This is a genomic window from Paenibacillus rhizoryzae, assembly GCF_059686995.1.
On the sequence record NZ_JCAALT010000001.1, the window covers coordinates 1,127,001 to 1,152,493 of the forward strand.

Below are 25,493 nucleotides of genomic sequence, written 5' to 3' on the forward strand. Positions count from 1 at the left end.
GCAGTTCTTCTGCGCCAGCTTCTTTTTTTATTGTCAATACTTTGTCCCCGTTCGAATAGGAATAAACATGTACCTATTGTGAGGGGTGAGCGCATGTATTCAGCTGAAATCAGCCGATCGAATCCATCGTGTATTTTGTTCATTATCGACCAGTCCGGGTCCATGTCTGATCCGTTTGGGGCAAGCACCAAGGCCGAGAGCGTTTCAGACGCCATCAACCGGTTATTGCAAAATCTCGTTATCAAGTGCGCGAAGTCGGAAGGGATACGCGATTACTATCATGTTGGCGTAATTGGCTATGGCGCCGGTGTCGGTCCGGCGTTCGGAGGTGTATTAGCGGGAAAAGAAGTGGTACCGATTAGCGAAATTGCCGATAACCCGTCAAAGCTGGATAAACGTCTGAAAAAAGTGCCGGATGGGGCAGGAGGGCTGGTTGATCAACTCGTCAAGTTTCCGGTCTGGTTTGAACCGATCGCAAACGGAGGAACGCCGATGTGCGAAGCCGTGAGAACGGCTCAAACCGTTCTGACGCAATGGATCAATGAGTACACGCACTGTTTTCCGCCGGTTGTCATTCATATCACGGACGGGGAATCGACCGACGGCGATCCGACTCTTGAAATGGAACAACTAAGAGCGCTATCGACGGATGATGGAAATGTACTGTTATTTAACCTGCACATTTCGGATAGTCCAAGCGCGGTGGAGCTCCGTTTTCCGGAAACCGCGGATGCGCTGCCAGACGCTTATTCCAGAGTGCTTTACGAAGGCTCAAGTCCGCTAACGCCTTTTATGATCCAAGTTGCCAATCAGGAATACGACTTGAATCTTTCGGATGGAGCAAGAGGGTTTGTGCTCAATGCGGATTTGACGCTGGTGATCCAGGCGCTTGATATCGGCACGCGTCCGGCCAACCTGCGGTAAGGGCTTTAGGTATGCGAATCGAAAGCGAATGTTTTTCATTGCCGAAGGCAGGGAATCGCAGCGATGAATACGAAGATGCCTCCCATAGCAGCACACATGTTCACAAGGAGACGACAATCTGTAGATTCGCCATAGCGGATGGGGCCAGTGAGTCCTCCTATGCTGAACTGTGGGCGAATTTGCTCGCAAGCGGCTATTGCTTTGGCAGATTCGGCGATACGCAGATTCATAAGTCCATCTCCCCATTATCGAAAGCTTGGCAGAAAAAAACCAACGGCAAAAATCTCCCCTGGTATGCGCTAGAGAAGCTCAGCAGCGGGGCATTTTCCACATTAGCGGGGATCACGTTCCGATATGCGATAGATGCCGAGTCTGCGGCATTTGACGCGATAGCGGTCGGCGACAGCTGTATTTTTCATGTTCGAGGGGATACGATGATCGCCTCATTTCCTCTAAACACAGCGGATGATTTTGGGCGCCGACCTGTTCTCATCTCGAGTAACGCGGCTAGTAACGTCCAGCTTAAAGCGTTTGTTCATAGCTGGAGCGGCAATGCCGAAGAGGGAGACGAGTTCTGGTTGATGACCGATGCCCTAGCCTGCTGGCTGTTGACTTGTTACAAGGAAGATCGCAGCGTGATAAGGCTAATCGGTAATCTGGCTGGCGAGCGTGACTTTATTCATCTCGTACATGAACAAAGACGGCGGCCTCACCGTGAAGGCCATTTCTATCTTAAGAACGATGACGTTACATTCTTTCGTCTAAAACTGGTTAAGGGGAAGTGAGGCGATGTTCTGGCCCACTCCGCAGGATTATAGGGAAGCCATCCAAAATCCGCGTATCTGCTTCAAGGACCCGGAGCTGCAGGCAGGCCTCCCGGAATTGGATAAGCTCGGCTTGCCCCGTCCGATATCGGGAAGCTTCGCCACCGTGTACAAACTGAAGTGCGGTGAGCGAGAGTGGGCGGTCAGGTGCTTTACCAACAATGTAAAAGATCAGAAGATCCGTTACGATGCCATCAGCTTGCATTTACGCTCGAATCCGCTCCCTTATCTCGTCCCTTTCGAATATCTATCCGAGGGCGTCAACATTAACGGACAGTGGTTCCCGGTCGTGAAAATGCGGTGGGTGGAGGGAGAGTCACTGCTCGATTACATGGGGCGGAATTTGCATCGTACCGACCTGTTGCAACAGCTCGCCGATAAATGGATAACAATGACCCGCGAGCTGCGCTTGGCCAATATTGGGCATGGTGACTTTCAGCATGGAAATATATTGATCCATAAGGATGAAATCATTCTGATCGACTACGACGGGATGTATGTTCCCGCTTTAAACGGCATGCCGAGCAATGAGCTCGGTCATCGAAACTATCAACATCCGGGGAGGAATGAAAGGCATTTCGGCACCTATATCGATCACTTCTCGGCTTGGGTAGTTTGGATATCGATCGCGGCTGTATGTGCCGATCCCTCGTTATGGCATTCGCTTGAAGCGGGGGAGGCGGAGGAAAGCCTGCTTTTTCGACGGAAGGACTTTGTTAGTCCGGATACATCGCGGGCATTCGAATTGCTTGCGCTTATTGAAGATGAAGAGGTACGATCGTCAGCAAACTCCCTTCGCGCATTCGCGATAATGGAAGTACCGGAAGTGCCTAGACTCCCCGATTCCGATTCGGAGGAGCGAACCAACCTTTCTTCAAGCCTCCATATCTCGGCGTTCTCTAAAAATGGATCCTTTCGAACTTCACTAACCGTCTTGTATGATCGGTTTATAAAGCAGATGCCGCGTAAGGCTGCCGCTATATCGCCGCCAGAAACTTCGTATTCCGGTGGAGCGTCGTGGGTTCTGGACCATATTACGTTGGAAGAGACGCCTCGCGTGCAACGATTAACGAATCTGTTCTTGCAGGAGAGCGTTGTTTCCTACCTGATCTTATTTACAACAGGGTTAGCCGCGGCAACTTTGTACAGTCGTACCCCGGTCGCAGCGCCATTCTTCTGTTCGATGATAGGTTTTGGAACGGAGATGGTCTTTTTAAGCTGGCGATATGGGAAAATTCCAGTCGTTCAGGAAAAGAGAGCCACGTCCAAGAATAGGAAGAGGCTGGAGCTTATCCTATCGGATTTGAGAATCGAAATGAACGAATTGAACGCAATCAAGCAAAATTTCAGTCAAATTGAAGAGGAATTGATAAACGATTGCGTACACAGGTTCGAGGAAGCAGCTGATCGGGAAAGGCATGAATCGGAAGCGGTGGAGAAGGAGCTTCATAATCGTTTAAGCGGATTAGTTGGCGAAAGACGTACCATTGACCAAGAGGAAAAAACGGAGCTTTCCGGCAAACTGGCCTCGTTCCAAAAAAAATGGCTGGAAGAACAAATAATCAAACATAAGATTAGCCAGGAACATATTCCGGATATCGACGATGAGACAAAACGACGTTTAAGAAAGAGCGGCATTCGTACGCCGGCCGATTTCATGGACATTACGATCAATCAGTCCTATGGTCGCAAACAAATCGACAAGGCTTATTTGATTTTACAGAACGGCGGTTCGGTTCATGTAGGCATGAGCCGATCTCAAGCGAAAGCGCTGGTCGACTGGAAAAGAAAAATCGAACGCAGGTATCGCACTAAAATTCCTCCAGTCCTTCCTCGCAGTGAAATCTCCGCGATAGCGTTAAAGTATAAGGATCGGAAGTCAACGTTAACCGATGCGGAACAAACGTATATAACCGCTGCACAGGAAAGGTTGAATGTGATCAAGCAGGCTCACCATCCTGAATTGGAATCCTTAATGAAGGAAGTGGAGGCTGCAAGAACCCGGCTTGCGAACGAGCTTCATCACTTTGATAGGCAAATCGATGAACGAAGTAAACGCCATTCAGACAAACTGGAGGAATTCCATGATCTAAACAAACGAATGGCATCCTACATGGATGTGCAGTTTGTAAGGTACGTAAAGCAAGTATTCCTGTTTCGAAGGTAATCAGCCGCCATCCCAAGATAGTATCCCCTTCCGGTAGCCGGGAGGGGATTTTTAGGTCGCCATAGATCAACCGAATCGTTGAGATGAGCAACTATTGCACCGCTCATGCGTTTAAGGTGTAAAGACTACGAAAGGAAGCGAGTTTCATGAAGCGTATGACCCTTACTGCGCTGGCTGCTGTTATACTGTTAACCGGTCGGCACAATCTCGAAAATCGACAACGAGTCGCATCGTATTCTTGTTCTGGAAGACGGAAAGACTGAACCGAGCTACTGGTGTAGCTTCAACAATCATTCGGAGATGGTCGACAGCGCCGGGCGCTCAATCGCCTTTGACGATTTGAAGGATAAGGTCAAAGTGCGAGTATGGATCAACGGCGGAGTAGAGGATTCCTTCCCGGCGCAGGCGGGAACCCGCAGACTCGAGCTCGTCGCCTCGGATTGACTTCGACGGGCCATTTCTATGATTCGCGTTTAAACGCTTTGATACGCGGCAAGCATGAAGAAGGAATAGCGGAGGACGAAGGAGGAAAGAACATGCAGCTCATCGATAAAAAGAAAGTTCAGCAATTTATCGATATCCTTATCAATGAGGAATTATATATCCATCTCGAGATGACTACGGGAGCTTACGCCGCGCATCTGGACCGTACGAAACATCCGGCCGCAACCTTTATTTCGAACGCCGTTATTCGTTATTCCCACGGCTCGATTTCCGGGGACGGCCCTTATCGCGTCGGCTTGAAAACGGAGCAAGGGTGGGTTTATTCCGAGGGGCTTACCCACTACGAAGAGTCGGATTCCGAAAGGCTCATTCTTGCGGGGCACGACGCTGCGGGAAAACTAATCGTGGCGTTGCAATTGAGCCGCAAACCATTCTAAGGGAAAGGGAGATTGGAACAATTATGGAACGTCACATCCTAGTTATACTTCCGCATCCGGACGACGAAGCATTCAGCGTATCAGGGACGCTCGCCATGCATCTCGACCAAGGATCGTCGGAAGTCACTTACGCTTGTTTGACTTTAGGAGAAATGGGCCGCAATATGGGTATACCCCCATTCGCCAACCGGGTCACATTGCCCGCGATTCGCAAGCAGGAACTGGAAACTTCTTGCCGTGCCATTGGCATATGGGATATCAGAATGCTTGGCTTTCATGATAAAATGATCGAATTCGAAGATCAAGCGAAGTTAGACGGAAGCATCGAAGCGCTTATGAAAGAGCTGAATCCTTCGTTGGTCATTACTTTCCACCCGACGCTGAGCGTTCACCCCGATCACAATGCATGCGGGGCAGCGGTAATCCGTACGATCGGCAGAATGCCGGCCGAGCGTAGGCCGACCGTGCACTGCATGGCATTCGCCAATAATCATGAACAGGAAATCGGCAAACCTGATATCATTAATGACGTTAAAAGGTACCTGAAGCAGAAGATGGCGTCTATTCAAGCCCATAAGTCCCAGTTCCAAGCCGCTGAATTGTTAGGCAGCAAGAAATTATCGGATGCGGAAATCCAGGCACGCTTCGGAACGGAACGGTTTTGGACGTATCGCTTCTCATAAAACAGTATTCAATTTCATGAAGGGTCATGGAGTAAAAGCTTGAGAAATCAGGCTTTTTATTTTTTGGCCTATATTAAACTTTAATGTTGAGAATTGAAATATGCGAACTAATGTTCTATGATAAGGGTAATATCACTGTCATGAACTGTGACAAGAAGTTAATCGTTTGGAAGGAGATCAAACTATGGCAGAAAACAAATTACTAAGAATGGACAATGTTGGCATCGTTGTAGAATCCCTTGATAACGCAATCTCTTTCTTCGAGGAGATCGGCTTGAAGCTCGAAGGGCGAGCTACTGTCGAAGGTGAATGGGCGGGTCGCGTAACCGGGCTGGGTTCACAGTGTGTAGAGATTGCTATGATGGTTACGCCAGATGGCCACAGCCGTATTGAACTTTCGCGATTTCTCACCCCACCTACGATATCAGATCACCGAACTGCTCCTGTAAATGCCCTCGGTTATCTACGCGTCATGTTCACCGTTGAAAACATTGACGAAATGGTAGCCAGACTCACTAAATCTGGTGCTTCACTCGTTGGGGAAGTGGTTCAGTACGGGGACTCGTATCGGCTCTGCTACATTCGTGGACATGAAGGACTTCTAATCGGTTTGGCGGAACAACTCCGTAAAAAATAAGTGAAACAGCGTCAGTCTAGGACTTGAATGTCCATACTGACGCTGTTTTACATTTAGTCTATGGTTACGTTGGAAATAGAGTCGTTGGAGCCTTCATAGGCATTTAGAATGGAACTGAGCAAGCCGGGAAATCTATCTTCCAGATCAGCCGATCGAATGGACAAGTAACGCTGCGTTCCCTGCACGCGAACCTGTAAGACCCCCGCTTCGCGCATCGTACGAACATGGTGGGACAAGGTCGATTTCACGACGTTGGCATCGATGCCGCCGCAAGTGCTTTCTCCTATTCTGCTGATTTCTGCAACAATGGATAGCCGGACGGGATCACTGAGCGCATACAGGACGGACGAGAGATGAATATCGGCTTTGTCCGGGTGATATAGTATCTTCAGGATGCTTCCTCCTTGTCGAAAGGTAGTGATTGCATTCTACCACACCCCATGCTATATTTCTATTGTTCGATAACAATCGAATTATTAAATAAGCAAGTTTTGGAAAAGCATATTGCAAATGAAGTCTTTATAGAAAAATAAGTGGTGTGGAGGAATAACCATGACAAATTTAAATACCAGTCAAGCAACGAACTCGCATTCCGTAGAAGCATTGTTCAAGCCTATTTCATTAGGGAGTCTCAGCCTAGCCAACCGGATCGTGATGGCACCGATGACGCGGGCTTTCTCACCGGGAGGTGTACCTGGACAGGACGTAGTGGATTATTACCGTAGACGCGCGGAAAACGGCGTTGGCTTGATCATTACGGAAGGCACGCTGATTAATCATCCAGCAGCAACCGATAATCCGAATATCCCTAACTTCCACGGAGAAGAAGCGCTTGCAGGCTGGAAACGTGTCGCTGACGCAGTGCACGAAGCGGGAGGACGGATCGTACCGCAGCTCTGGCATGTCGGGATGACCCGCAAGAACGGGTCGCTTCCTCATCCGGAAGTGCCATCGATCGGACCTTCAGGACTTAATCTACAGGGTGAACAAGTGAATGAACCGATGAAGCAGTCGGAAATCGATCAAGTCGTACAAGCTTACGCGCAAGCAGCCGCCGATGCGAAACGGATCGGCTTCGACGGTATCGAACTGCACGGCGCCCATGGTTACTTAATCGACCAATTCCTCTGGGAGAAAACGAATCAACGCACGGATAAATACGGCGGCGATTTAATAGCACGCACCCGATTTGCCGTCGAGATCATCGAAGCTTGTCGCCGCGCAGTTGGTCCTGACTTCCCGATCATCATTCGATTGTCGCAGTGGAAATCGTCCGAATACACGGCCAAACTCGCTGCTACGCCTGAACTGCTCGGTCAATTACTTGCTCCTCTCGTGGAAGCGGGTGTAGATATATTCCACTGCTCGACCCGCAGGTTCTGGGAACCCGAGTTTGAAGGATCTAGCCTGAATTTTGCAGGATGGGTGAAAGCATTAACGAATAAGCCTACGATCACGGTAGGGTCCGTCGGTCTTGATGATGAATTCCTGGGATCCTTCAGAGGCAAAAGCGCAGGAACATCCGACATCAACGAGCTGCTGGTCCGGTTAGAGCAGAACGAATTCGATCTCGTCGCTATTGGACGCGCCTTGTTGGTGGATCCTGCTTGGGCGGAGAAGGTTCGGGGCGAACGGTTCAATGAACTACTTCCATTTTCCCCTGACGCATTAAGACGGTTGTACTAATACGGCTAATGGGTACAAAGAACAAAAAGAGATGACACTTGTGCCATCTCTTTTTGCTTTGCGGCAGGCTGTAGAAGCTTACGATAGATGTCAGTTATTAAAATGGACATTCTCCCATATATTTGTGAGTGTAGTGAAAATACAAGCTCTTAATGGAGGGATGTCAACTAATGACACAGGAAGTTAAAGTAAACCAATCGATTGAAAATCGACTCAAGCAGCCGCAGCTCCTATTCATCAATGGTCAATTTGTGCCTTCGGTGGAAGGCCAAACATTCGTAAGTTACAACCCGGCAACCGGAGAACCGCTTGCACGGGTGCACGAAGGCAAAGAAGAGGATATCAACCTCGCCGTTGCTGCGGCAAGAAGAGCTTTTGAGAACGGTCCTTGGCGTACGATGAGCGCCTCTGAGCGCGGTCGTCACTTGTTTAAGCTTGCCGATTTAATTGAAACAAACCGCGAAGAGATTGCGCAGCTCGAGTCGTTAGACAACGGAAAACCAATCCGCGAAACGCGAGCAGCCGATCTTCCGCTTGCGATAGATCATTTCCGATATTACGGTGGATGGGCAACCAAAATTACCGGACAAACGATACCTGTTGCCGGCGAGTATTTCAACTATACCCGCCATGAGCCTGTCGGAGTTGTCGGACAAATCATACCTTGGAATTTCCCGCTGTTAATGGCGGCATGGAAACTGGGTCCAGCCCTTGCCGCAGGCTGCACTGTCGTATTAAAGCCAGCAGAGCAAACTCCGCTTTCCGCGCTTTATTTGGCAAGGCTTATTCAAGAGGCCGGTTTTCCGGATGGTGTCGTTAACATTGTTACTGGCTTTGGCGAAACGGCAGGTCAGGCTCTTGTTAATCACCCTGACGTGAATAAAATCGCCTTTACCGGATCTACCGAGGTCGGCAAACTCATCGCGCGTCAAGCGGCGGACCGTGTCAAACGTGTCACTCTGGAGCTTGGCGGTAAATCGCCGAACATTATTTTGCCGGATGCCGATCTCTCCCGCGCCATTCCCGGCGCGCTTTCCGGCGTAATGTTTAACCAAGGACAGGTGTGCTGCGCGGGCAGCCGCGTGTTTGTGCAGAAGAAAGCTTACGACAACGTGGTTGCTGACATGGCGTCCTATGCGGCAAAAATCAAGCAGGGACCCGGCATTTCCGCAGATACGGAAATGGGTCCGCTTGTGTCACTGGAGCAACAGCAGAAGGTCCTCGGCTATATTCGCCAAGGACGTGTAGAAGGTGCGGAGCTTGTTTGCGGTGGGGAGGATCGCTTCGATGCAGGCTACTATGTCAAACCGACGATCTTTGCTGCCGTTGACGAGTCGATGACCATTGCCCGCGAAGAGATCTTTGGTCCGGTTATATGCGCGATTCCATTCGAATCCATCGATGATGTAATCGAAAGTGCCAATAACAGTGAATACGGACTTGCCGCCGGACTATGGACCGAGAACCTCAAAAATGCGCACTACGTCGCTAACCGGCTTCGGGCAGGCACGGTGTGGGTCAACTGTTATAACGTGTTTGACGCCGCGTCTCCGTTTGGCGGGTATAAACAATCAGGCATCGGACGCGAAATGGGCGACTACGCGCTTCGCAATTATACCGAAGTCAAAAGCGTTTGGATTAATATGCAATAACAAGGAGAGCTTTGGCGATGCCGCCAAAGCTCTTTTCTGTTCCTTTATTTTCATCGAACCGGACAACTTACGCGATGTTGATCGCCCGCGCTGCCAATACAGCGACAATCACGAGCGAAATGCAGGATTGGACCATCATAAGGAGTTTTGCTCTTCTCGACAAAACCATCGTATCCGTCGGGCTGAAGGCGGTGTTCGTGTTAAAAGCAAGATATAAGTAGTCCAGAAACATGGGTATCCATGGCGTCCATCCTGTGAGTTCAAAGGTCATCTGCGGGAATAAAAAATCGGGACGCTCACTTGTTCCGCTATGCCTCTTTAACGGACCGCCGCGGTCGATTTCCCAATACCAGACGGCGAATACGCCAATGTTGCATATCCATAGCAAAGCGGCGCTTCCGAACAAATCAGCCGCGGTAGTCGTATGATTGAACAAGGCATATAGCAGAAATGCCAAGCTGGTAACCAGTCCCAGTGTTATTACACCAGCCATTCCAAGCCCAAGTATCCGTGTCCAGCCATGATGACCTCTCATCACACTGACGGTCAACGGAACCAGCAGCATAGAGAGGATGAGAATTACGATCCAACTCGGGATTGCGTTTAATTTCTCGGCGATGAGACTAAGCAGCAGCCCGATGATGACAACCGCTGCGAAAAAGGCGGAACGGGGGATGCGGATATGGTGGCGCTGTTCCGTTGAGCGGGTTTGCTTATCCGGCAAGGGATACACCTCGTTTTCGAATTCGGTATTATCTGATTACTTCTATAATATCGCAGAATAGCAGACAAAACTCCACCTTGTGCGTACAAAAACAACACTTCGATTGCTGCTGCTCCATGCTAAAATGGTTCCAGCCTTATGTTGGGTTACCAATGAATAAGCAGGAGTGATAGGAAATGACGCAGCAACTGTATAAACCGGTCATAACGAGTGAATGGAAAGTCTTATTCAAGCCGGAAAAAACGGGATGTTATGTGAATGATCATACTCTGGTTCGAGCTCGTGATGGAGCATGGCACGTGATTGGAATAACGGCACCGACATCCCATATCAATCCAGAACATGAACGATACTTTACGCATGGTTGGGGCAACAAGCTAGACCGACCTTTTACTTCCGAAAAGAAGACGATCGACCATGGCACTCGGGCATGGGCACCAGGTGCGATTGCCTATAATAATCGATATTATATGTATTACGGCCCTGCTCCTGCCAAGATGGCAGTCTCCCCGGATCTTGATCATTGGATCAACCATGAGGTGCAGCTAATCGGGACTCCGATTGATTCTTGCCATCGCGACCATATGCTCATCCAGATTAACAATTATACTTGGGCTATGTATGTTACCGGAATAGACGAAGAGGGCTACGGCTGCATCTCGGTATTGGTATCTAACGATCTGATTAGCTGGAGATTCGTGCAGTATGCATTGACAACCTCCGGTGCTGCAGCATTAAAGCCGGGTTGGGGGGCGACAGAGTCTCCGTTCGTCGTGCGATATCATGATGCCTATTATCTGTTAATTACCTATACGGATTGCAGTGACGACACTTACAACCAAACCCTTGTGTTTCGTTCCCCAAACCCGTATGACTTCGGGGATTTCAATGGTCAACCTGACAATCCCATGGTCGTTGCTAGGTTGTTTGGACATGCCTCTGAGGTTGTGTACGACGCGGATACGGAATCTTGGTATATTACGACGTGCGGCTGGCCTGGCAAAGGGATTCCGCATGAAGGAGCGGTTTCAATTGCACGGTTGGAGTGGCAGTTGGAGTAACGGTATAACTCATAAGAACAACGAGGAACGAGCGTATTCTAAAATGTAACACGATTGACATCCAATTTTCATCTCGGTTTAAGGAAAGGGATCTATAATAAACCTTGACCCCCTTTTAAAATATACACTTTAGATCCGCAGCCCGTTGCTGCGGCTCTCTTTTTGTTAATTGAGGTAATCGGCATGTTTCTTTTACTTCACTACATAAATATATTGCAATTTTTCGAGGAAATGGTATGTTTACTAGATTGACTATTATCGCATGTTATCGGATATATAATAGCTATACTAATGCTTGGAGGGATTACACATTAATAACGAATTCTTGAATGATGCAATGGCCATGCTGAAAAAAACGAGTCGCACTTTTTATATTCCGATCAGCCGCTTGGATGTAGGGTTGAAGGAAGCTGTAACATCTGCCTATCTGTGCATGCGTGCAATAGATGAAATAGAGGATCATGAAGATCTTTCCGATAAATTGAAAGTGGAGCTATTAATCGGGTTAAACGATGCATTCCAATCGCCGCATGTTACTGAGGCCATACAACAAGTACTATCGCCGTTTCGAGAGGTATTGCCAGCAGTTACGATGCGACTCGATGAGTGGGTCGTTCTTTGTCCTTCCACGGCAGCCCCAATCGTAAATCGTTACATCGCAAAGATGGCTTTACAAATGTCCGAATGGGTTCATAGCGGGTGGCATATTCATACGGAAGAAGATTTGGATCGTTATACGTATAGCGTGGCTGGCATGGTAGGAGAAATGCTTTCAGAACTTTGGTTATGGCATGACGGAACTGAATCCGATTTAACGAAGGCGGTTGCTTTCGGAAGAGGTTTGCAGGCCGTGAATATTCTCCGAAATAGAACGGAGGATATTAAACGTGGCGTTGACTTCTTTCCTACCGGATGGGGATTCAAGGAAATGCAGCAGTATACGCGACGCAATTTACAAGATGCCGACTCTTATATCGCAGACTTGAAAGATGGTCCGGCGTTGAAATTTTGCAAGGTGCCTCTTGCATTAGCCCATGCTACGGTAAACCTCATCGCTATTGGCGGAAGTAAATTAACAAGAGATTCCGTTCTGAAAATTGTGAGTCGTGTGACCGGATAATAGGATTAACGTTATAAAGTAGTGAAAAAGAAGCCGTTGCGTGTAACGGCTTCTTTTCTGTTTGTTGTTGTGAAAGACCTATTAATTCGGAGTCATTAGGATAAAATAGAATGAGAAGTCATTATGCGAAAGAAATGGGAATGAACGATGACAATTAGACTGTATTATAATTCTTCCTATGTAACCGAATGGGAAACAACGATTACGAAATCGGTCAAGAGAGAGGATGGATGGTACATCCTCTTGGAGGAAAGCGCATTTTACCCTCATGGTGGGGGCCAACCTTGCGATACGGGAACGATCAACGGCGTCGCCGTATTGGATGTTATAAGCGAGGAAGATGAAGTGCTGCATAAAGTAGAACGATTGCCGGAGGGTAAGGCGGCGTCATGCCGGATTGATTGGCAGCGAAGGTTCGATCATATGCAGCAGCATAGCGGTCAGCATCTGTTGTCAGCGGTTTGCCTAAAGTTATTTGATGCAATGACGCTAAGTTTTCATCTGGGGATTGAATCCGCAACAATCGATGTTGAAAAGCCTGAGCTAACCCCGGAGCAGTTATCCCATCTGGAATGGGAAGTGAACCAGGCCATCTACGATAATCACCGAATTGCCAGTTATATGGTTTCCGAGGAGGAGGCTAGCCGTTTGCCGCTGGCAAAGCCGCCAAAAGTGTCTGGGACCGTACGGATTGTCGAGATTGAGAACGTGGAATACAATGCGTGCGGCGGGACGCATGTCTCGTCTACGGGTGGAATTGGGCTGATCAAGCTGCTGAGAACCGAGAAGATGAAAGGGAATACGCGAATTTCATTCAAATGCGGTAACCGTGCCTTAACGGAATTTAACGATTGCTTGGGGATTATAGGGAAGTTATCTCTAAAATTCAATGCCGGGAAAGATGATATTGTCGCTCGCGTTGAGAAGTTGGAGCAAGAGCAGAAGCAGCTTCAAACGGAAATGGCCGCGCTCAAGGAGCAGAATGATGCTTTTGTCGCACGGGAGCTCTTGGAACGACATGAAAGCTGCATGATCGCGCATCAGTTTGAGAACAAGCCTTTGAAAGATTTGCAAAACCTGGCGATAAAACTGACGTCAATGACCAATGATCCCGTGCTGCTCGCCGATCTTGCGGATTTCAAAGTGGTGCTGTCGCATAGCGGGGAATTCGAGCGGTCTTGCGGCGCATTTTTTAAAGAACATCTAGGGGCGTACGGCGGCAAAGGCGGAGGCAGCAGCACCATGGCGCAGGCTGGCTTCGGGACTTTGAATGAAGCGTTGGCGTTCTACGAATTCGCAAGAGTTATGTTCATGAGTAGTGTTGGCCGTTACGTTAACGGAGAACGTTAAACGCATCTCTCGATTCATTTTTTGTTCGTATGGTTAAATTTTTCAGTAAGATCGAACAAAATGATCGAGACGGGTTTTGATGCTATCATCTCGAATATTCGTCCAGAAATAAAGAAGTGTCTGAGGAGGTCTCTTATGTTGAAAAACTATCGGCTGACCAAAGGTATCAAGCACGGTCTGAGTCACTTCGATCCAAACGATACAGGCGGTTATGCAAGCAAAGAAGAAATTCAAGAAGAATTCGAACACATGGAACGGAAGCTTCGCAATCTGCAGGACAAGCTGTTTGCCTCGAAGACGAATGGCGTGCTCGTTTTATTCCAGGGGATGGATTGCAGCGGGAAGGACGGCGTCATCAAGAAAGTACTGTCCAACCTGAATCCTCAGGGCTTTCGGGCGGAGAGTTTTAAGAAACCGACTCTTGAAGAGTCTGCTCATGACTTCTTATGGAGAGCGCATAAGGTTGTCCCTGCCAAAGGCTATATTACCGCATTTAATCGTTCTTATTATGAGGAAGTGCTCATCACCCGTGTGCACGGTTTGATTCAGGACGAGGAAGCAGCAACCCGGATGAAGCATATACGTCATTTCGAGAAGCTTCTAACGAACAATGGCGTGTTGCTGATCAAAATTTTCCTGCATATTTCGCCCGAATTTCAGCTCGAGAAAATCCGCGAACGGCTGAGCAACCCGGAGAAATTATGGAAATTTGACCCAAGCGATCTCAACGAGCGGCATTACTGGGATTCCTATATTGAAGCATACGAGGATGCTTTCCGATATACGGCAACCAATCACGCTCCGTGGCATATCGTCCCAGCCAATGAACGATGGTTCCGCGACTACTTGGTGCTCCGGACTATTGTACATTCCCTGGAGAAGTTGGACCTTTCTTATCCGGAACCGGACATCGAAACACGAAAGCTTCTGGAGCAACTCCAATCCAACGCCTCCCTGTCCCGATAGTTGAAGGACCAACCATCGTGGACGAAAAATCACAACTAGTTGGGAAATAGAAGGAGTGACGCAATCGGCGTCGCTCCTTTTTTACTATTTATAAGAACTTCCATTCGGCGAAAATAGGCTGTAAATACGCAAAGAAGGTATGCGAACACATATTGAATTTATGCACATAGAATATTGAAATCAAGTTAAGCGTATTCGTAAAAGAAATGGCGTCATTTGAATGGAGTGGCATCATCATGTACGACTCGTTAAGAAGCGTCAAAATCATTTCGCTCATTCTTATTGGACTCGGCATCTTCTTTTTTTTGTTAGAATTAGCGGCTGCAGGAAGCGTATCTATAGTTGGTCTAGTTTTGTTCATGATCGGATTCGGGCTGAATTCTTTGATGCGCGCGGTAAGAAGCGAGCTCGAGAAACTGCGGTTAGAGAATGCCGAATTGAGAAGACAAATGAAGGAAAAATGGAAATGAACATACTGAAGTCGGCTGATAATAAAGCCGGCTTTTTTCATGAATATTTCCTGGGTAACCGCAGAAATGTGGCATTTTCGACAATATACAATTGGCAGCGCTTCACTACGATCGGGCAGGTTAGTTTAATAAGTAGTATACTAAGATAATCAACAACTTGTCTTCGAAGAAGATTTAGATTTCCACTTGAAACAATCGAAATCGGAGGAGGAAGCAAACATGAGAAAACTCGTATTGTTCATGCATGTGTCACTGGACGGGTATGCGTCGGATTCGAAAGGAGGACTCGATTGGATTCCGTACAACGAGGAATTAGAGAAATACGCCGAGGAGGTCGTAGCCGAAGTGGGCTCTCCCGTATACGGACGCACGACATATCGATTGATGGAGAGCTACTGGCCCACGGTGCTGGACGATCCGAATGCGTCGAAACACGGTATCGAGCATGCCACGTGGCTGCAGGATGTTAAGAAGATCGTCATTTCCGGCTCGATGGACGCTGCCGAATGGAACAATACGATGCTGATCAAGGACAATATCGCAGAGGAAATCAAGACGCTCAAGGAGCAGCCAGGCAAAAATCTCGTCATCTTCGGAAGTCCGGGGGCGGCGAAGACGTTGCTTGAGCTCGGCTTGATCGACGAATTCCTGCTGACGATTTGTCCGGTCATCTTGGGCGGCGGAAAATCGGTATTCCACGGCGACGGCGAGAAAATCAAGCTCAAGCTGCTGTCCAGCCGAACGTTCAATTCGGGCATTATCGCAGCCCGCTATGAGTTGGAGAAATAGAACGATAGTTCAACACACAAGGCTGCCGGCCCAAACCGGCAGCCTTTATTAATGAGCTAACGGGGTGACGGCATATTTATGTAAATACCGAAACGGACTCCTTGACATTTAAAACTGTAACCAATATAATTACAGTAATAAGAAGAAAGAAGGACGGCTAGTCGGGCAAACTGCTTATTTATCGTCCTTTTTTTTTAGTTAAACTGTAACTGAAATTTATACAGTTATTTGTCCATTCTAATGATAGGTGGTGCTGACGATGAGCTTTGCGATCAGTGATTGGGTACAAGGCAGAACGAAGGACGGGGAACTAATTCAAGGATTTATTACGTCGATGAACGAAAAACAAAACACTGCAAGCGTTTATGTCGTTCAATCCGATCACGATGCGGCGGTCGGCACTACGGTCACTGTGTTGAGCAGCTGGATAAAGGGGCATCCGGCGGTGCAGCTGTTGGATTACGAGGAGCCGATCCTAGACTTTATCGAGCTGGCGCTGGCCACGCGCGACGAAGAATGGTTCAGGGAGTTGACGGAGCGGCTTCACGAGGTGGTGGTGCAAAAGAAAGCGAGCAGAAGTAACAGCGCTCCGATTCTGTATCACCGAAATAGTTTCGGCCGCATCATCGGATGAGGCTAGTGTCGATTGAAAGTGTCCGTAAGAAGTCCGCGCAAACGCGGGCTTTTTTCTTTATAGGATTAAGTTCTTTAGTGTTTCAGGTTCTTTTAATGTTTCCGTGATATTTTGGATAGGAGAACATATAGAACTTGAAAGTGGGATGGGTAGCGTATGCACAGAAAGATTTACAAATCGAGGGCTGTCTTCTTCTTTGCGTTCATCTCGCTGATTTTCGTTGGAATTAATCCTCATATCCTTCAAATGCATTTGTTTCGTCCTTCCAGTACTGTCCGATCCGTCACTGCTGAAGCAAGAACTCGGGCAACACGCTCAGAGAAACCAACTCAAATAAAAACGACGAATGGAAGCACCCTGCATTCCATTTATTACCACGATAAAGTGGCTGTCTTGATGTTCCACGATATTGATCCGGTGTCCAAAGGCGGGGATATTATTACTCCGCGGAAATTTTCACAAGTGCTGGACGACCTGATGACGCGAGGCATTCATTTCATCACGCTGGAGCAATTTCGAAAATATATGGCGGGAGGCAGCGTGCCGGATAATGCTGCTTTAGTAACGTTTGACGACGGCTACGAAAGCTTTTACAACTATGCATACCCAGTTATGAAACAGCGTTCGATCGGCGGTGTTTGTTTTGTCATTACGGGGGATTTTAGCAAGCATGCAGATGTGTATATCCCCCATATGACTGCTAAAGAGATTACCGATATGGTCGTATCGGATCCTGACATTGAGGTACAGGCACATACCGATTCGCTTCACTACAAAACAGACCGGAGGCACGACGGCTTAACAGCCTACTTGGTGCAGAAGGGCGTTAAAGAAACGAAGGCACAGCAGTTGCACCGAATCGACGACGACACGAAATTGAGCATCGCCAAGTTAAAAATGCTAAATATCCGTCGGATCGATACCTTCGCTTATCCTTACGGGCTATATACGCCTACCGCAATTAAAGTTTTAAGAAGCAACGGCATCCGTTACGCCTTTACGGTCCAATCCGGGCTCGCAACACGGAAGACGGACCCTATGTTACTGCCTCGCATCAACGCAGGTTCGCCGAGCTTGACGGCGGCATCGATATTCAGATCCATAATGAGAAGTATGCAGCCGAATCAGCCTAAGCTAAAGCAGATTCACATTCCTGCTTCCCCATTAATCTCAGCAGCATAATAATCGTTAAACGCCTGACGTTTCTTATGAATAATGAATTTGCTGCGGTATAACTTTGGTTCTAACAGAGAATGATAACTGAGGAGCTTGCCCCGGCAACTCCTTTATTTTGTTGGCACTATAGAGTAACTATGCGACAGCAGCCGGCGAAGATTTATCGTCCACTGGAAGGTTATGCCAAGAATGAAGGGGATAAAAGTCGACATAAACCGCAAAGACTTGTGCGTAGTATCCCCGTCCATAGTGACTGTAATCGATAACGGTAGTTGATTAAGCCAACGGGAACGAGAGTTTTATAAATGTAACACGATTGAAATCCTATTTTCATCAGTTTAATGAAGTGTCTCTATAATAAAACTCGACCCCCTTTTAAAATATAAACACTTTAGACACGCAGCCCGTTGCTGCGGGTCTCTTTTTATTTATTGAAGTTACAGGCAGGTTAATGCAATTTTATATATCACTTTCCCTACTAGCAAATACTTTAAGCGCGGTGAACCTTATTATTGGTAATGGCAAGTTTTTGGGAGAAAATTCAAGAATAAAGGGGTTTTCCATTAAATCACGAAAAATAAAAGAGTTCTGATCTTGTGCAATAGGAGTAAGGGAGGGGGTATTGTAATGGATGAGGCTATAAATCGTTCCATCGATGCGATTTGGAGGAGTGAATCGGCCAAGATCATTGCAGTTCTCACACGGATCGTGCGAGATGTTGGACTAGCCGAAGATCTTGCACAAGATTCGCTACTTATCGCCCTCGAGCGCTGGCCGCAATCAAGCATACCCGATAATCCGGGTGCTTGGCTGATGACAATTGCAAAACGTCGGGCTATCGATCTGCTGCGAAGAAATAAATTGAGGGATCGCAAATATGAAGAGCTTGGCTACGAGTTGAACGCGTATGACGAGTCGGATTTCGATTTTGGACTTGATGATTACTTTGGAGATGATATTCTCCGCCTGATATTCATGACCTGCCATCCAATTTTGTCGCCTGAGGCTCGTGCGGCACTCACGCTGAGACTACTCGGAGGACTAACGATCAAGGAAATCGCAAAATCGTACCTCATTCCGGAGTCAACGGTCGCACAACGAATTACGCGGGCCAAGCGAACGCTTTCGGAGATGCGCATTCCATTCGAAGTCCCACCGAAGGCCGAGCTCACGACTCGACTGTCCTCGGTTCTCGAGGTGATCTATCTCATGTTTAACGAAGGATACTCCGCGTCTTCCGGCGATAGGTGGTTGCGGCCCTTACTTTGCGAAGAAGCCCTGCGGCTAGGCCGTATATTAGCGGAAATCACACAAAATGAACCCGAAATCTATGGGCTGGTTGCGCTTATGGAATTCCAAGCGGCGAGATTTAAAGCGCGGGTCGACCCAACCGGAAAACCCATTCTGCTGATGGATCAAAACCGGGCGCTCTGGGATGATTTCCTGATCAAAAGCGGTTTAGCATCGCTTGATCGTGCCGAGCGACTTGGCGGGGAACTCGGCCCTTATTCACTTCAGGCGGCTATTGCTGCTTGTCACGCCCGAGCCCGAACCGCTTTGGAGACAGATTGGGTTCGGATATCCGGGCTTTATCATGAACTCTCCCAAATGACAGCATCGCCTATCATAGAGTTGAATCGTGCGGTTGCCATATCGATGGTGCATGGACCGGAGATTGGACTACAGATCGTCGATGGGTTGCAATCCGAGCCTTCCTTAAAAGGCTATCATTTATTACCGAGTGTCCGTGGTGATTTTCTTATGAAATTGGGGAGACTCGGAGATGCTCAATTGGAGTTCAAACGCGCCGCAGCGCTTGCGGGCAACACCTGTGAGCGAGAACTGCTATTGAAACGTGCTGCTGAATGCGCCGAAAGCTAGGTTCTAAAAAACAAACCTGCAGAAGAATGATCTACGTAAAGATAAAGAAAGATTTTTTTGAGAACTATTTTCTTGAATATGTCGTTTTTAATGCTTACCGTTCGTCGAATAAATAGAGGCAACAATGAATGCTTCAATTTAACGTTAGAGGAGAAATGAGAATGAAATTCCTGTGTTTGGGTTACTTGAATTCAGAGAAGATGGATGCCCGCCCAAAGGACGAGATTGATACTTTGATGAATGAATGCCCGCCTCATCTGGATAATTTTTATAATAGTGGCCAAGTGATCATCGATGCTGGACTAGCTTCCGAAACAAAATGCTTGCGGCGAGCGAATGGGAGAGTAAAGGTTATGGACGGTCCTTTTATCGAAACGAAGGAAATGATCGGTAGTGCTTTTCTTATTGAAGCACGGGACATGGAGGAAGCGATCCGGATTGCTTCTTTACATCCGACCGTACAAGTGCCTTCGGGCGAGGAATTTGGTTGGGGGATTGAGATCCGCCCGATCCATTACTTTCAATCGAGAGATTAGAATCAACTGTTGTACGGTAAGTATCGACAGAAAAGCCCTTTCTCCTTTGGAAACACATCCAGACCAATGATTTGGATTCAATTATTTATGAGGTCGCCCAGAAAGATCTGGTGACCTCATAATACGAACAGGATACGATAGTTCTAGAATAAAACAACGGCAGCCGACCTTATGATCGGCTGCCGTTTTCATTGAAGTAACGGGCTGGTTATTTTAGTTGCATCGCGAAGAGTATTAACCTTGTAATTTCAAAATTTCAATATTGCCCCGTGTCGATATCGCATAAGGATAAACCTTCCAAACCATCATCTTTTGTCATTCCTACGGGTAAAATCTTTCGTTACCTACTTGTAACTGCTTCGTTACCGTTCTGTCATTCCTTTAGAGGCTGGTGTGGGTAATATGAGGTTGTAAGCCAACCGTCGCTTGTCTCCAATAAAGTAAGAGGTGAAATTCTATGTGTTGTACAAATCGAAACACTCGTTTAAATTAGCCGGCATTCTGGCCTTAACCGGATTGATTGCGGGAAGTTCCAAGATTAAACGCCATTGCGTGCAAACGACGGTCGCCGCTGTTCGTTACGAATGGGGCGAACCGGATGTAGGCCGGTGACTTGAAAGGCAATCATTACGAAATGCACAATCTTGGCATGGGAAGAGGCGGCTACGGCTTTGGCATCAATAAATCCGGCGTCATTTACGAATTGCACAATTTTGGGACGTCCCTTGCTAAGTGTTGATGGAGAGTTAGAGATCACTGGCCGCTCACGGTAGTGAATTATGGTCAAAAAAATACGAAAAGCTTTTGAGGAGGAAATGAACATGAAAAAGAAAAAAAAGGGAGCCGCAGCGTTGCTGCTGCTGGTGGCTGTTGTCGCCGTATCCGTACCGGCAATAGTGTCCGCAAACAGAGCGAATCATGCTGAACAAGTAGTACCAGTCGTTGCACATGCGAATCAAGTTCACCAAACCGTCTATGAAAATACCCAATATGGCTTCCGTTTCACGCTGCCGGACAGTTGGAAAGGGTACACGATCGTAACGGACAAATGGTCAGGTCAGGATGCGACAGACGGTAAGGTCATCGAAAGCGGCGCGTCCATCGGCATCCGTCATCCCGAATGGACCGTTGACAAGCCTAGACAGGACATCCCTATCTATGTCTTTACGATCGATCAATGGAGCGCGCTTCAGCAGGAGAAATTATTCATCGGCGCAGCGCCTATGGGACCAAGCGAACTAACTCGCAATGACAAATACGTGTTCGCACTTCCAGCGCGATATAACTTTGCCTACCTTGATGGCTACCAAGAAGTGGAAGAGATCTTGAAGGACAATCCCATTCAACCGTTGTAATCGAATGTAAAGAAAGAAGAAATCCGCTGAAATGATGTGACCCCCAAAAGTTAGACACTATATATTAGGCTACTTCTATGGCATGAGTCCGGTACTGTATGGGGCTCATGCCTTTTAGTTTTGCCTTAATTCTACTGTGATTGTAATACGAAATGTATTGATCCAGTTCTGCTTTAAACTGTTCAACACTCTCAAATTCTTGTAAATAGAAGAATTCTGACTTTAAAGTACCAAAGAAGCTTTCCATGACCGCATTGTCGTAGCAGTTTCCTTTTCGTGACATGCTCTGCGTTATTCCACGTTCCTTTAATGCTTTCTGAAAATGACGCATTTGGTAATGCCAGCCCTGGTCAGAATGAATAGTTAGGTTATCTTCATCATCTAATCGTTCAAATGCCTTGTCCAGCATACCGGAAACAAGCGAGTATTGGGGGCGGGATTCAACGGTATAGGTAATGATTTCTCCATTAAACAAGTCGAGTATTGGTGATAGGTATAGCTTCTCTCCAAATAACTTGAATTCCGTAATATCTGTTACCCACTTCTCATTCGGTTTTGAAGCGCTGAAGTTCCTCTCTAGAATGTTCGGCGCAACTTGACCTACATTTCCTTTGTACGAACGATATTTCTTCTTACGTACAATGCAGGACAAGCCCTGTTCACGCATAATTCGTTGAATCTTCTTATGGTTCACAGGGTTTCCCTCATTACGCAGTACGCTTGTGATACGTCGGTATCCATAGCGGCCCTTATGCTCATGATAAATCGCTGCGATACGCGCTTTTAGGGCTGCGTCTTTATCTGGGCGATCGAATGATCTGATCCAGAAATAATACGTGCTGCGTGGGATCTGAGCGAGCTCAAGCAGCGATGTTAACGGGAAATCTAACCTTAGCTCAAAGATTACTTGCGCTTTGTCTTGCTTTGTAATTTTTCCTTGTTTTGAACTAAGGCATTCAACTTTTTTAAGTAGGCGTTCTCCATTCGTAGACGCTCTAATTCTGCATGTAAAGCTTCCACGGAACCTTCAATGGGAGTTGATTTGTTTGTTTCTTTTTTCATCGGTAAACGCCCCTTTTTCTTTGGTTGTAGGGCGTCTTCACCTAGCTGCTCTAGAACCTTCTTCCACTGCAAAATGGTTGAAGGTGCTGGAATGTTAAACTTAGCAGCTGTTTCTAAAACGGACGCCCCTGACTCGTTCATAAAATTCAGTACATCCATTTTAAACGCTTTTGAGTAGTTTGAATATCTCTTGGTTAAACCCTCCATACCATTCACTCGATAGAGGGCTACCCATCTTACAATAACTTTGTTGTCTGCACCGATGCGAGCGCCAATCTCCCTGTAAGACTCCGTGCCATTTAAATATGCCTGCACGGCTTGATACTTCTCTTCTCCAGTAAACTTACTCAAAAAAACACCCCGCTTGTTAGATGATGTCTAACAAATGGGGTGCAGTTCAAAACAGCGGATTTTTTCTTTTTTTTACCCGATGTTCAGCAGGCTTCGCATTTTGAAGGCAGTAAGCCAAAACGACTTGTCTGCACTTTGTTGAACGAACGGGCAGGAAATTTTATCCATTTGGAGAATGCTATTTACAGAATCAACTTTCCAAATCGACAGCATATAATCCTTGACGAATGAGAGGACATGCCATGAAATCTATGAGGTTTGATATCTTAACGATCCAAGCTATCTTCGATAAGCATAGTCTCGGACGAATTGATCGTATAGAATATTCGGATCGGGGAATCGTGAATCCTTGTGTTTTTATTAACGATCATTATGTAGTTAGAGTAAATGCTAGAGACGTGGATCTCCCGAAATTTGACAATGAGCAACAAGCGCTTCGAATGATGAAATCGGAAGGCATACCGGTTCCAGATGTTTATGTATTTGATAACAGTCATGAACATTTACCATATGAAATTTTGATTACAAGGAAGATGCCGGGCATCGATATATGGAAATCATTAGAAACGGCTTCCGATGAATCAAAAATCAAGATGGCATACAATTCGGGTGTTTTGCTTGCCAAAATTCATGGTATTGGGCGGGATAAGTTTGGAGAGCTTGCTCTCTCGTCTAATAATCAATATGACAACTGGCAGCAATATCTAGTAGAGGGAATGAAGCAAAGAACCAATCGCTGTCTGAAGCTTGGAATTTTAAATCCTGAGGAAGCCGAGCGTTATGTCTTCGTATATAAGAGAGCAACTAGTTTGTTCAGTGGAATATCAACAGCATCGTTGGTTCACAACGACTATCACTTTGCGAACATACTGTGTGCAGATGGAGAGATTACCGCTATTCTAGATATGGAGTGGTCGATTTCCGGCGATCCGGAGTTCGACTTCAAATCGCTGCATTCCAAGGATGTATTTACGGATGCATCGGAAATGCAGCAGGCATTCATGGCAGGTTATTCAAACCTACGCAAGCTGTCACCATTATTTGATATCAAGGAGTTATATTATCAGCTCTTTGAAACAGTCGAGCTCATTTCGGTGTCCTATCTGCATTGGGGAGAAGAATCCTACCAGGGGTTTAAAGCTAGTGCCAAGTCATGGTTGGAGCGGATTGAAGCTGCATGGTCAACATGAGTTCGAGGGATTTTTCTCGTGTGCCTCACGTCAAATCTAATGTAAAATATGGAATTCGTTGGGAGTCATGAATGCAATGAATAAATGGATCAAACCGATGGTAACCGCTGCGTTGGGAGGCGTCCTCTTGATGGGCTCTTCCGCGTATGCCGCTACGCCCACACCGAACCAGGTCTTCATCGATGGTCAGTTGCAGAACAGCGCTATTACGGTGCAAGGGCGTACGTTGGTGCAATTGCGTTCTCTTGACGATCCCGCTTGGCTTACTTACGCCTACAACGCTAAGACGCGAACAGTCACGGCGCGCAGCAAGGATAACCGCAAGATTGTTCTTCTCCAAGCGGGACAAAAGACCGCAACGGTCGACGGCAAGCGTGTGACACTGGACGCGACCATTGTGAACAAGGACGGTCGCACTTATGTGCCACTGCGATTCATTAGTGAGTCGCTTGGCGCTTACGTCTATTATTATTCCACGGACAAGCGTGCCATTGTCCGCACTCCCGTCGGTCAGACGGCATTCAACACGCTTATGCGTGGGGATCTGACGGAGGCGCGCAAGCTCGTTACAAAACTAAGTAGGATCATTGCGTCGAACGCGCTACAATCGAATGGAGAAGGCTTCACGGTGACATATACGTTCCCTGAAGGGGAGGCGCTGCGGTTCACTGAGGACTACAAAGGGCTAACCAGTTACTTCGAGGTAAATGCAGACGGACTGCCGGTAGCCAAATGGCAGCAAGATTCACCGTTGTTGTCGTCGGAACAGCGAGAGTGGGGTACAAAGCCGGTAGCGGCAGCTGCTCCTTGTTTCATTTAAGTAAGGTTAAGCAGTGCTTTAATGAGGAGGCGAGAACCATTAAAGACCTTCACGATACTGATGCTCCGGAAGGTTTTAATGCTATTAAAGAGACGGAGGGGAATGCAGTAACTTTCAAAAGGGGAATTTTACAAGCTCTATTAGGTAAAATTTTAACCACGACAATCACAACCCCTATCTTCAGTTTATTGCCTGGTCTTGCGATGTCGAATCCTTTTGGTGAGCGTGCAACTAACTTTCAAGGCTATTTGCTCGATACTATTCAGATAACCCCTGTTTATATGTTATATAGTTTCCCTGTTATTCTCTTGTATGGGGTCCTAACTTCTGGGGTATGAAGGAAAAGGAAAGGTGGCAACTACCAAATCGATTAAGCTAGCGGGGAACGATAGTTGAATACTCACGTATAAGGAAGCTGCCGGTTATCGGCAGTTTCCTTACGTTAACGGGCAGCATTCCTATTATGAAGAAATACGAGGTTTGAGAAATAAAAAGACTCCTTGGTATGATGTTAATGGGGTCCACGACGCTGGCCGGCTGAACGGATCCCAAAA

26 protein-coding genes are annotated in these 25,493 nt (G+C 47.1%); 23 read left to right on the forward strand and 3 right to left on the reverse strand.

The features are described from left to right. Window positions 1–93 precede the first annotated feature (93 nt). From AC6ESO_RS05175 to AC6ESO_RS05205, 7 genes are all read left to right on the forward strand, one after another. Window positions 94–924, forward strand: coding sequence for a vWA domain-containing protein (locus AC6ESO_RS05175; RefSeq protein WP_497090438.1), 831 nt, complete (start codon window positions 94–96; stop codon window positions 922–924). Window positions 925–935: 11 nt separating this feature from the next. Continuing rightward, entirely contained in the window at window positions 936–1,709 is a 774-nt protein-coding gene (locus AC6ESO_RS05180; RefSeq protein ID WP_497090439.1) for a hypothetical protein, read from the forward strand. Between the two features lie 4 nt (window positions 1,710–1,713). Further along, window positions 1,714–3,915 carry a protein kinase family protein gene (locus tag AC6ESO_RS05185; protein WP_497090440.1) on the forward strand — a complete coding sequence of 734 codons (2,202 nt, stop codon included), beginning with the start codon at window positions 1,714–1,716 and terminating at the stop codon, window positions 3,913–3,915. A gap of 213 nt (window positions 3,916–4,128) precedes the next feature. Continuing rightward, window positions 4,129–4,359, forward strand: a complete 231-nt coding sequence (locus AC6ESO_RS05190) for a DUF3221 domain-containing protein (RefSeq protein WP_497090508.1) — start codon at window positions 4,129–4,131, stop codon at window positions 4,357–4,359. A gap of 92 nt (window positions 4,360–4,451) precedes the next feature. Beyond that, window positions 4,452–4,796, forward strand: a complete 345-nt coding sequence (locus AC6ESO_RS05195; RefSeq protein ID WP_497090441.1) for a YojF family protein — start codon at window positions 4,452–4,454, stop codon at window positions 4,794–4,796. 23 nt (window positions 4,797–4,819) lie between these two features. Next, window positions 4,820–5,479 carry a bacillithiol biosynthesis deacetylase BshB2 gene (gene bshB2 / locus AC6ESO_RS05200; RefSeq protein WP_497090442.1) on the forward strand — a complete coding sequence of 220 codons (660 nt, stop codon included), beginning with the start codon at window positions 4,820–4,822 and terminating at the stop codon, window positions 5,477–5,479. Between the two features lie 184 nt (window positions 5,480–5,663). Further along, the gene (locus tag AC6ESO_RS05205; protein ID WP_497090443.1) at window positions 5,664–6,116 is read left to right on the forward strand and encodes a VOC family protein; all 453 of its coding nucleotides are present in this window, start codon (window positions 5,664–5,666) and stop codon (window positions 6,114–6,116) included. 53 nt (window positions 6,117–6,169) lie between these two features. On the opposite strand, the gene AC6ESO_RS05210 is transcribed toward AC6ESO_RS05205, so the two are convergent. Beyond that, the gene (locus tag AC6ESO_RS05210) at window positions 6,170–6,538 is read right to left on the reverse strand and encodes an ArsR/SmtB family transcription factor (RefSeq protein ID WP_497090509.1); all 369 of its coding nucleotides are present in this window, start codon (window positions 6,536–6,538) and stop codon (window positions 6,170–6,172) included. 130 nt (window positions 6,539–6,668) lie between these two features. Between AC6ESO_RS05210 and AC6ESO_RS05215 the strand changes: the two genes are divergently transcribed. Together AC6ESO_RS05215 and AC6ESO_RS05220 are read left to right on the forward strand one after the other, a co-directional pair. Then, window positions 6,669–7,802, forward strand: a complete 1,134-nt coding sequence (locus AC6ESO_RS05215) for an NADH:flavin oxidoreductase (protein WP_497090444.1) — start codon at window positions 6,669–6,671, stop codon at window positions 7,800–7,802. A gap of 170 nt (window positions 7,803–7,972) precedes the next feature. Then, window positions 7,973–9,454 (forward strand): aldehyde dehydrogenase family protein, encoded by a 1,482-nt coding sequence (locus tag AC6ESO_RS05220; protein ID WP_497090445.1) that lies wholly within the window; start codon window positions 7,973–7,975, stop codon window positions 9,452–9,454. Between the two features lie 67 nt (window positions 9,455–9,521). Here the strand turns inward: AC6ESO_RS05220 and AC6ESO_RS05225 are convergent, their stop codons facing one another. Next, window positions 9,522–10,178: a DUF1345 domain-containing protein gene (locus tag AC6ESO_RS05225; RefSeq protein ID WP_497090446.1), complete on the reverse strand. Its 657-nt coding sequence runs from the start codon at window positions 10,176–10,178 to the stop codon at window positions 9,522–9,524. Window positions 10,179–10,354: 176 nt separating this feature from the next. Here AC6ESO_RS05225 and AC6ESO_RS05230 point away from each other — a divergent pair, with 176 nt between their 5' ends. From AC6ESO_RS05230 to AC6ESO_RS05285, 12 genes are all read left to right on the forward strand, one after another. Further along, the gene (locus tag AC6ESO_RS05230; RefSeq protein WP_497090447.1) at window positions 10,355–11,239 is read left to right on the forward strand and encodes a glycoside hydrolase family protein; all 885 of its coding nucleotides are present in this window, start codon (window positions 10,355–10,357) and stop codon (window positions 11,237–11,239) included. A gap of 337 nt (window positions 11,240–11,576) precedes the next feature. After that, window positions 11,577–12,359 carry a squalene/phytoene synthase family protein gene (locus AC6ESO_RS05235; protein WP_497090448.1) on the forward strand — a complete coding sequence of 261 codons (783 nt, stop codon included), beginning with the start codon at window positions 11,577–11,579 and terminating at the stop codon, window positions 12,357–12,359. 147 nt (window positions 12,360–12,506) lie between these two features. Next, window positions 12,507–13,709 carry an alanyl-tRNA editing protein gene (locus tag AC6ESO_RS05240; protein ID WP_497090449.1) on the forward strand — a complete coding sequence of 401 codons (1,203 nt, stop codon included), beginning with the start codon at window positions 12,507–12,509 and terminating at the stop codon, window positions 13,707–13,709. 135 nt (window positions 13,710–13,844) lie between these two features. Next, on the forward strand, window positions 13,845–14,675 hold the full coding sequence (locus AC6ESO_RS05245; RefSeq protein WP_497090450.1) for a PPK2 family polyphosphate kinase: 831 nt from the start codon (window positions 13,845–13,847) through the stop codon (window positions 14,673–14,675). Between the two features lie 236 nt (window positions 14,676–14,911). After that, window positions 14,912–15,145, forward strand: coding sequence for a hypothetical protein (locus AC6ESO_RS05250; protein ID WP_497090451.1), 234 nt, complete (start codon window positions 14,912–14,914; stop codon window positions 15,143–15,145). Window positions 15,146–15,364: 219 nt separating this feature from the next. Then, window positions 15,365–15,934, forward strand: a complete 570-nt coding sequence (locus AC6ESO_RS05255; protein WP_497090452.1) for a dihydrofolate reductase family protein — start codon at window positions 15,365–15,367, stop codon at window positions 15,932–15,934. Window positions 15,935–16,193: 259 nt separating this feature from the next. Further along, the gene (locus AC6ESO_RS05260; protein ID WP_497090453.1) at window positions 16,194–16,568 is read left to right on the forward strand and encodes a hypothetical protein; all 375 of its coding nucleotides are present in this window, start codon (window positions 16,194–16,196) and stop codon (window positions 16,566–16,568) included. A gap of 156 nt (window positions 16,569–16,724) precedes the next feature. Then, window positions 16,725–17,750, forward strand: a complete 1,026-nt coding sequence (locus AC6ESO_RS05265; RefSeq protein ID WP_497090454.1) for a polysaccharide deacetylase family protein — start codon at window positions 16,725–16,727, stop codon at window positions 17,748–17,750. A 621-nt stretch (window positions 17,751–18,371) separates the two neighbouring features. After that, a complete protein-coding gene (locus tag AC6ESO_RS05270) occupies window positions 18,372–19,625 on the forward strand; it encodes an RNA polymerase sigma factor (RefSeq protein ID WP_497090455.1) in 1,254 nt (417 codons plus the stop codon). Between the two features lie 155 nt (window positions 19,626–19,780). After that, on the forward strand, window positions 19,781–20,161 hold the full coding sequence (locus tag AC6ESO_RS05275) for a YciI family protein (RefSeq protein WP_497090456.1): 381 nt from the start codon (window positions 19,781–19,783) through the stop codon (window positions 20,159–20,161). Window positions 20,162–20,620: 459 nt separating this feature from the next. Next, entirely contained in the window at window positions 20,621–20,773 is a 153-nt protein-coding gene (locus AC6ESO_RS05280; protein WP_497090457.1) for a hypothetical protein, read from the forward strand. Window positions 20,774–20,982: 209 nt separating this feature from the next. Continuing rightward, window positions 20,983–21,516, forward strand: coding sequence for a hypothetical protein (locus AC6ESO_RS05285; protein ID WP_497090458.1), 534 nt, complete (start codon window positions 20,983–20,985; stop codon window positions 21,514–21,516). Window positions 21,517–21,580: 64 nt separating this feature from the next. On the opposite strand, the gene AC6ESO_RS05290 is transcribed toward AC6ESO_RS05285, so the two are convergent. Further along, window positions 21,581–22,929, reverse strand: a protein-coding gene (locus AC6ESO_RS05290; protein WP_497090459.1) for an IS3 family transposase whose coding sequence is annotated in 2 segments (ribosomal slippage) — window positions 21,581–22,485 and window positions 22,485–22,929 — 1,350 coding nt in all. Because the reading frame shifts where the segments join, the coding sequence is not laid out codon by codon here. A gap of 242 nt (window positions 22,930–23,171) precedes the next feature. Here AC6ESO_RS05290 and AC6ESO_RS05295 point away from each other — a divergent pair. Together AC6ESO_RS05295 and AC6ESO_RS05300 are read left to right on the forward strand one after the other, a co-directional pair. Then, window positions 23,172–24,119 carry a phosphotransferase family protein gene (locus AC6ESO_RS05295; protein ID WP_497090460.1) on the forward strand — a complete coding sequence of 316 codons (948 nt, stop codon included), beginning with the start codon at window positions 23,172–23,174 and terminating at the stop codon, window positions 24,117–24,119. A gap of 76 nt (window positions 24,120–24,195) precedes the next feature. After that, complete coding sequence (locus AC6ESO_RS05300) at window positions 24,196–24,939, forward strand: copper amine oxidase N-terminal domain-containing protein (RefSeq protein ID WP_497090461.1); 744 nt, start codon at window positions 24,196–24,198, stop codon at window positions 24,937–24,939. The last annotated feature ends 554 nt before the right edge of the window (window positions 24,940–25,493 follow it).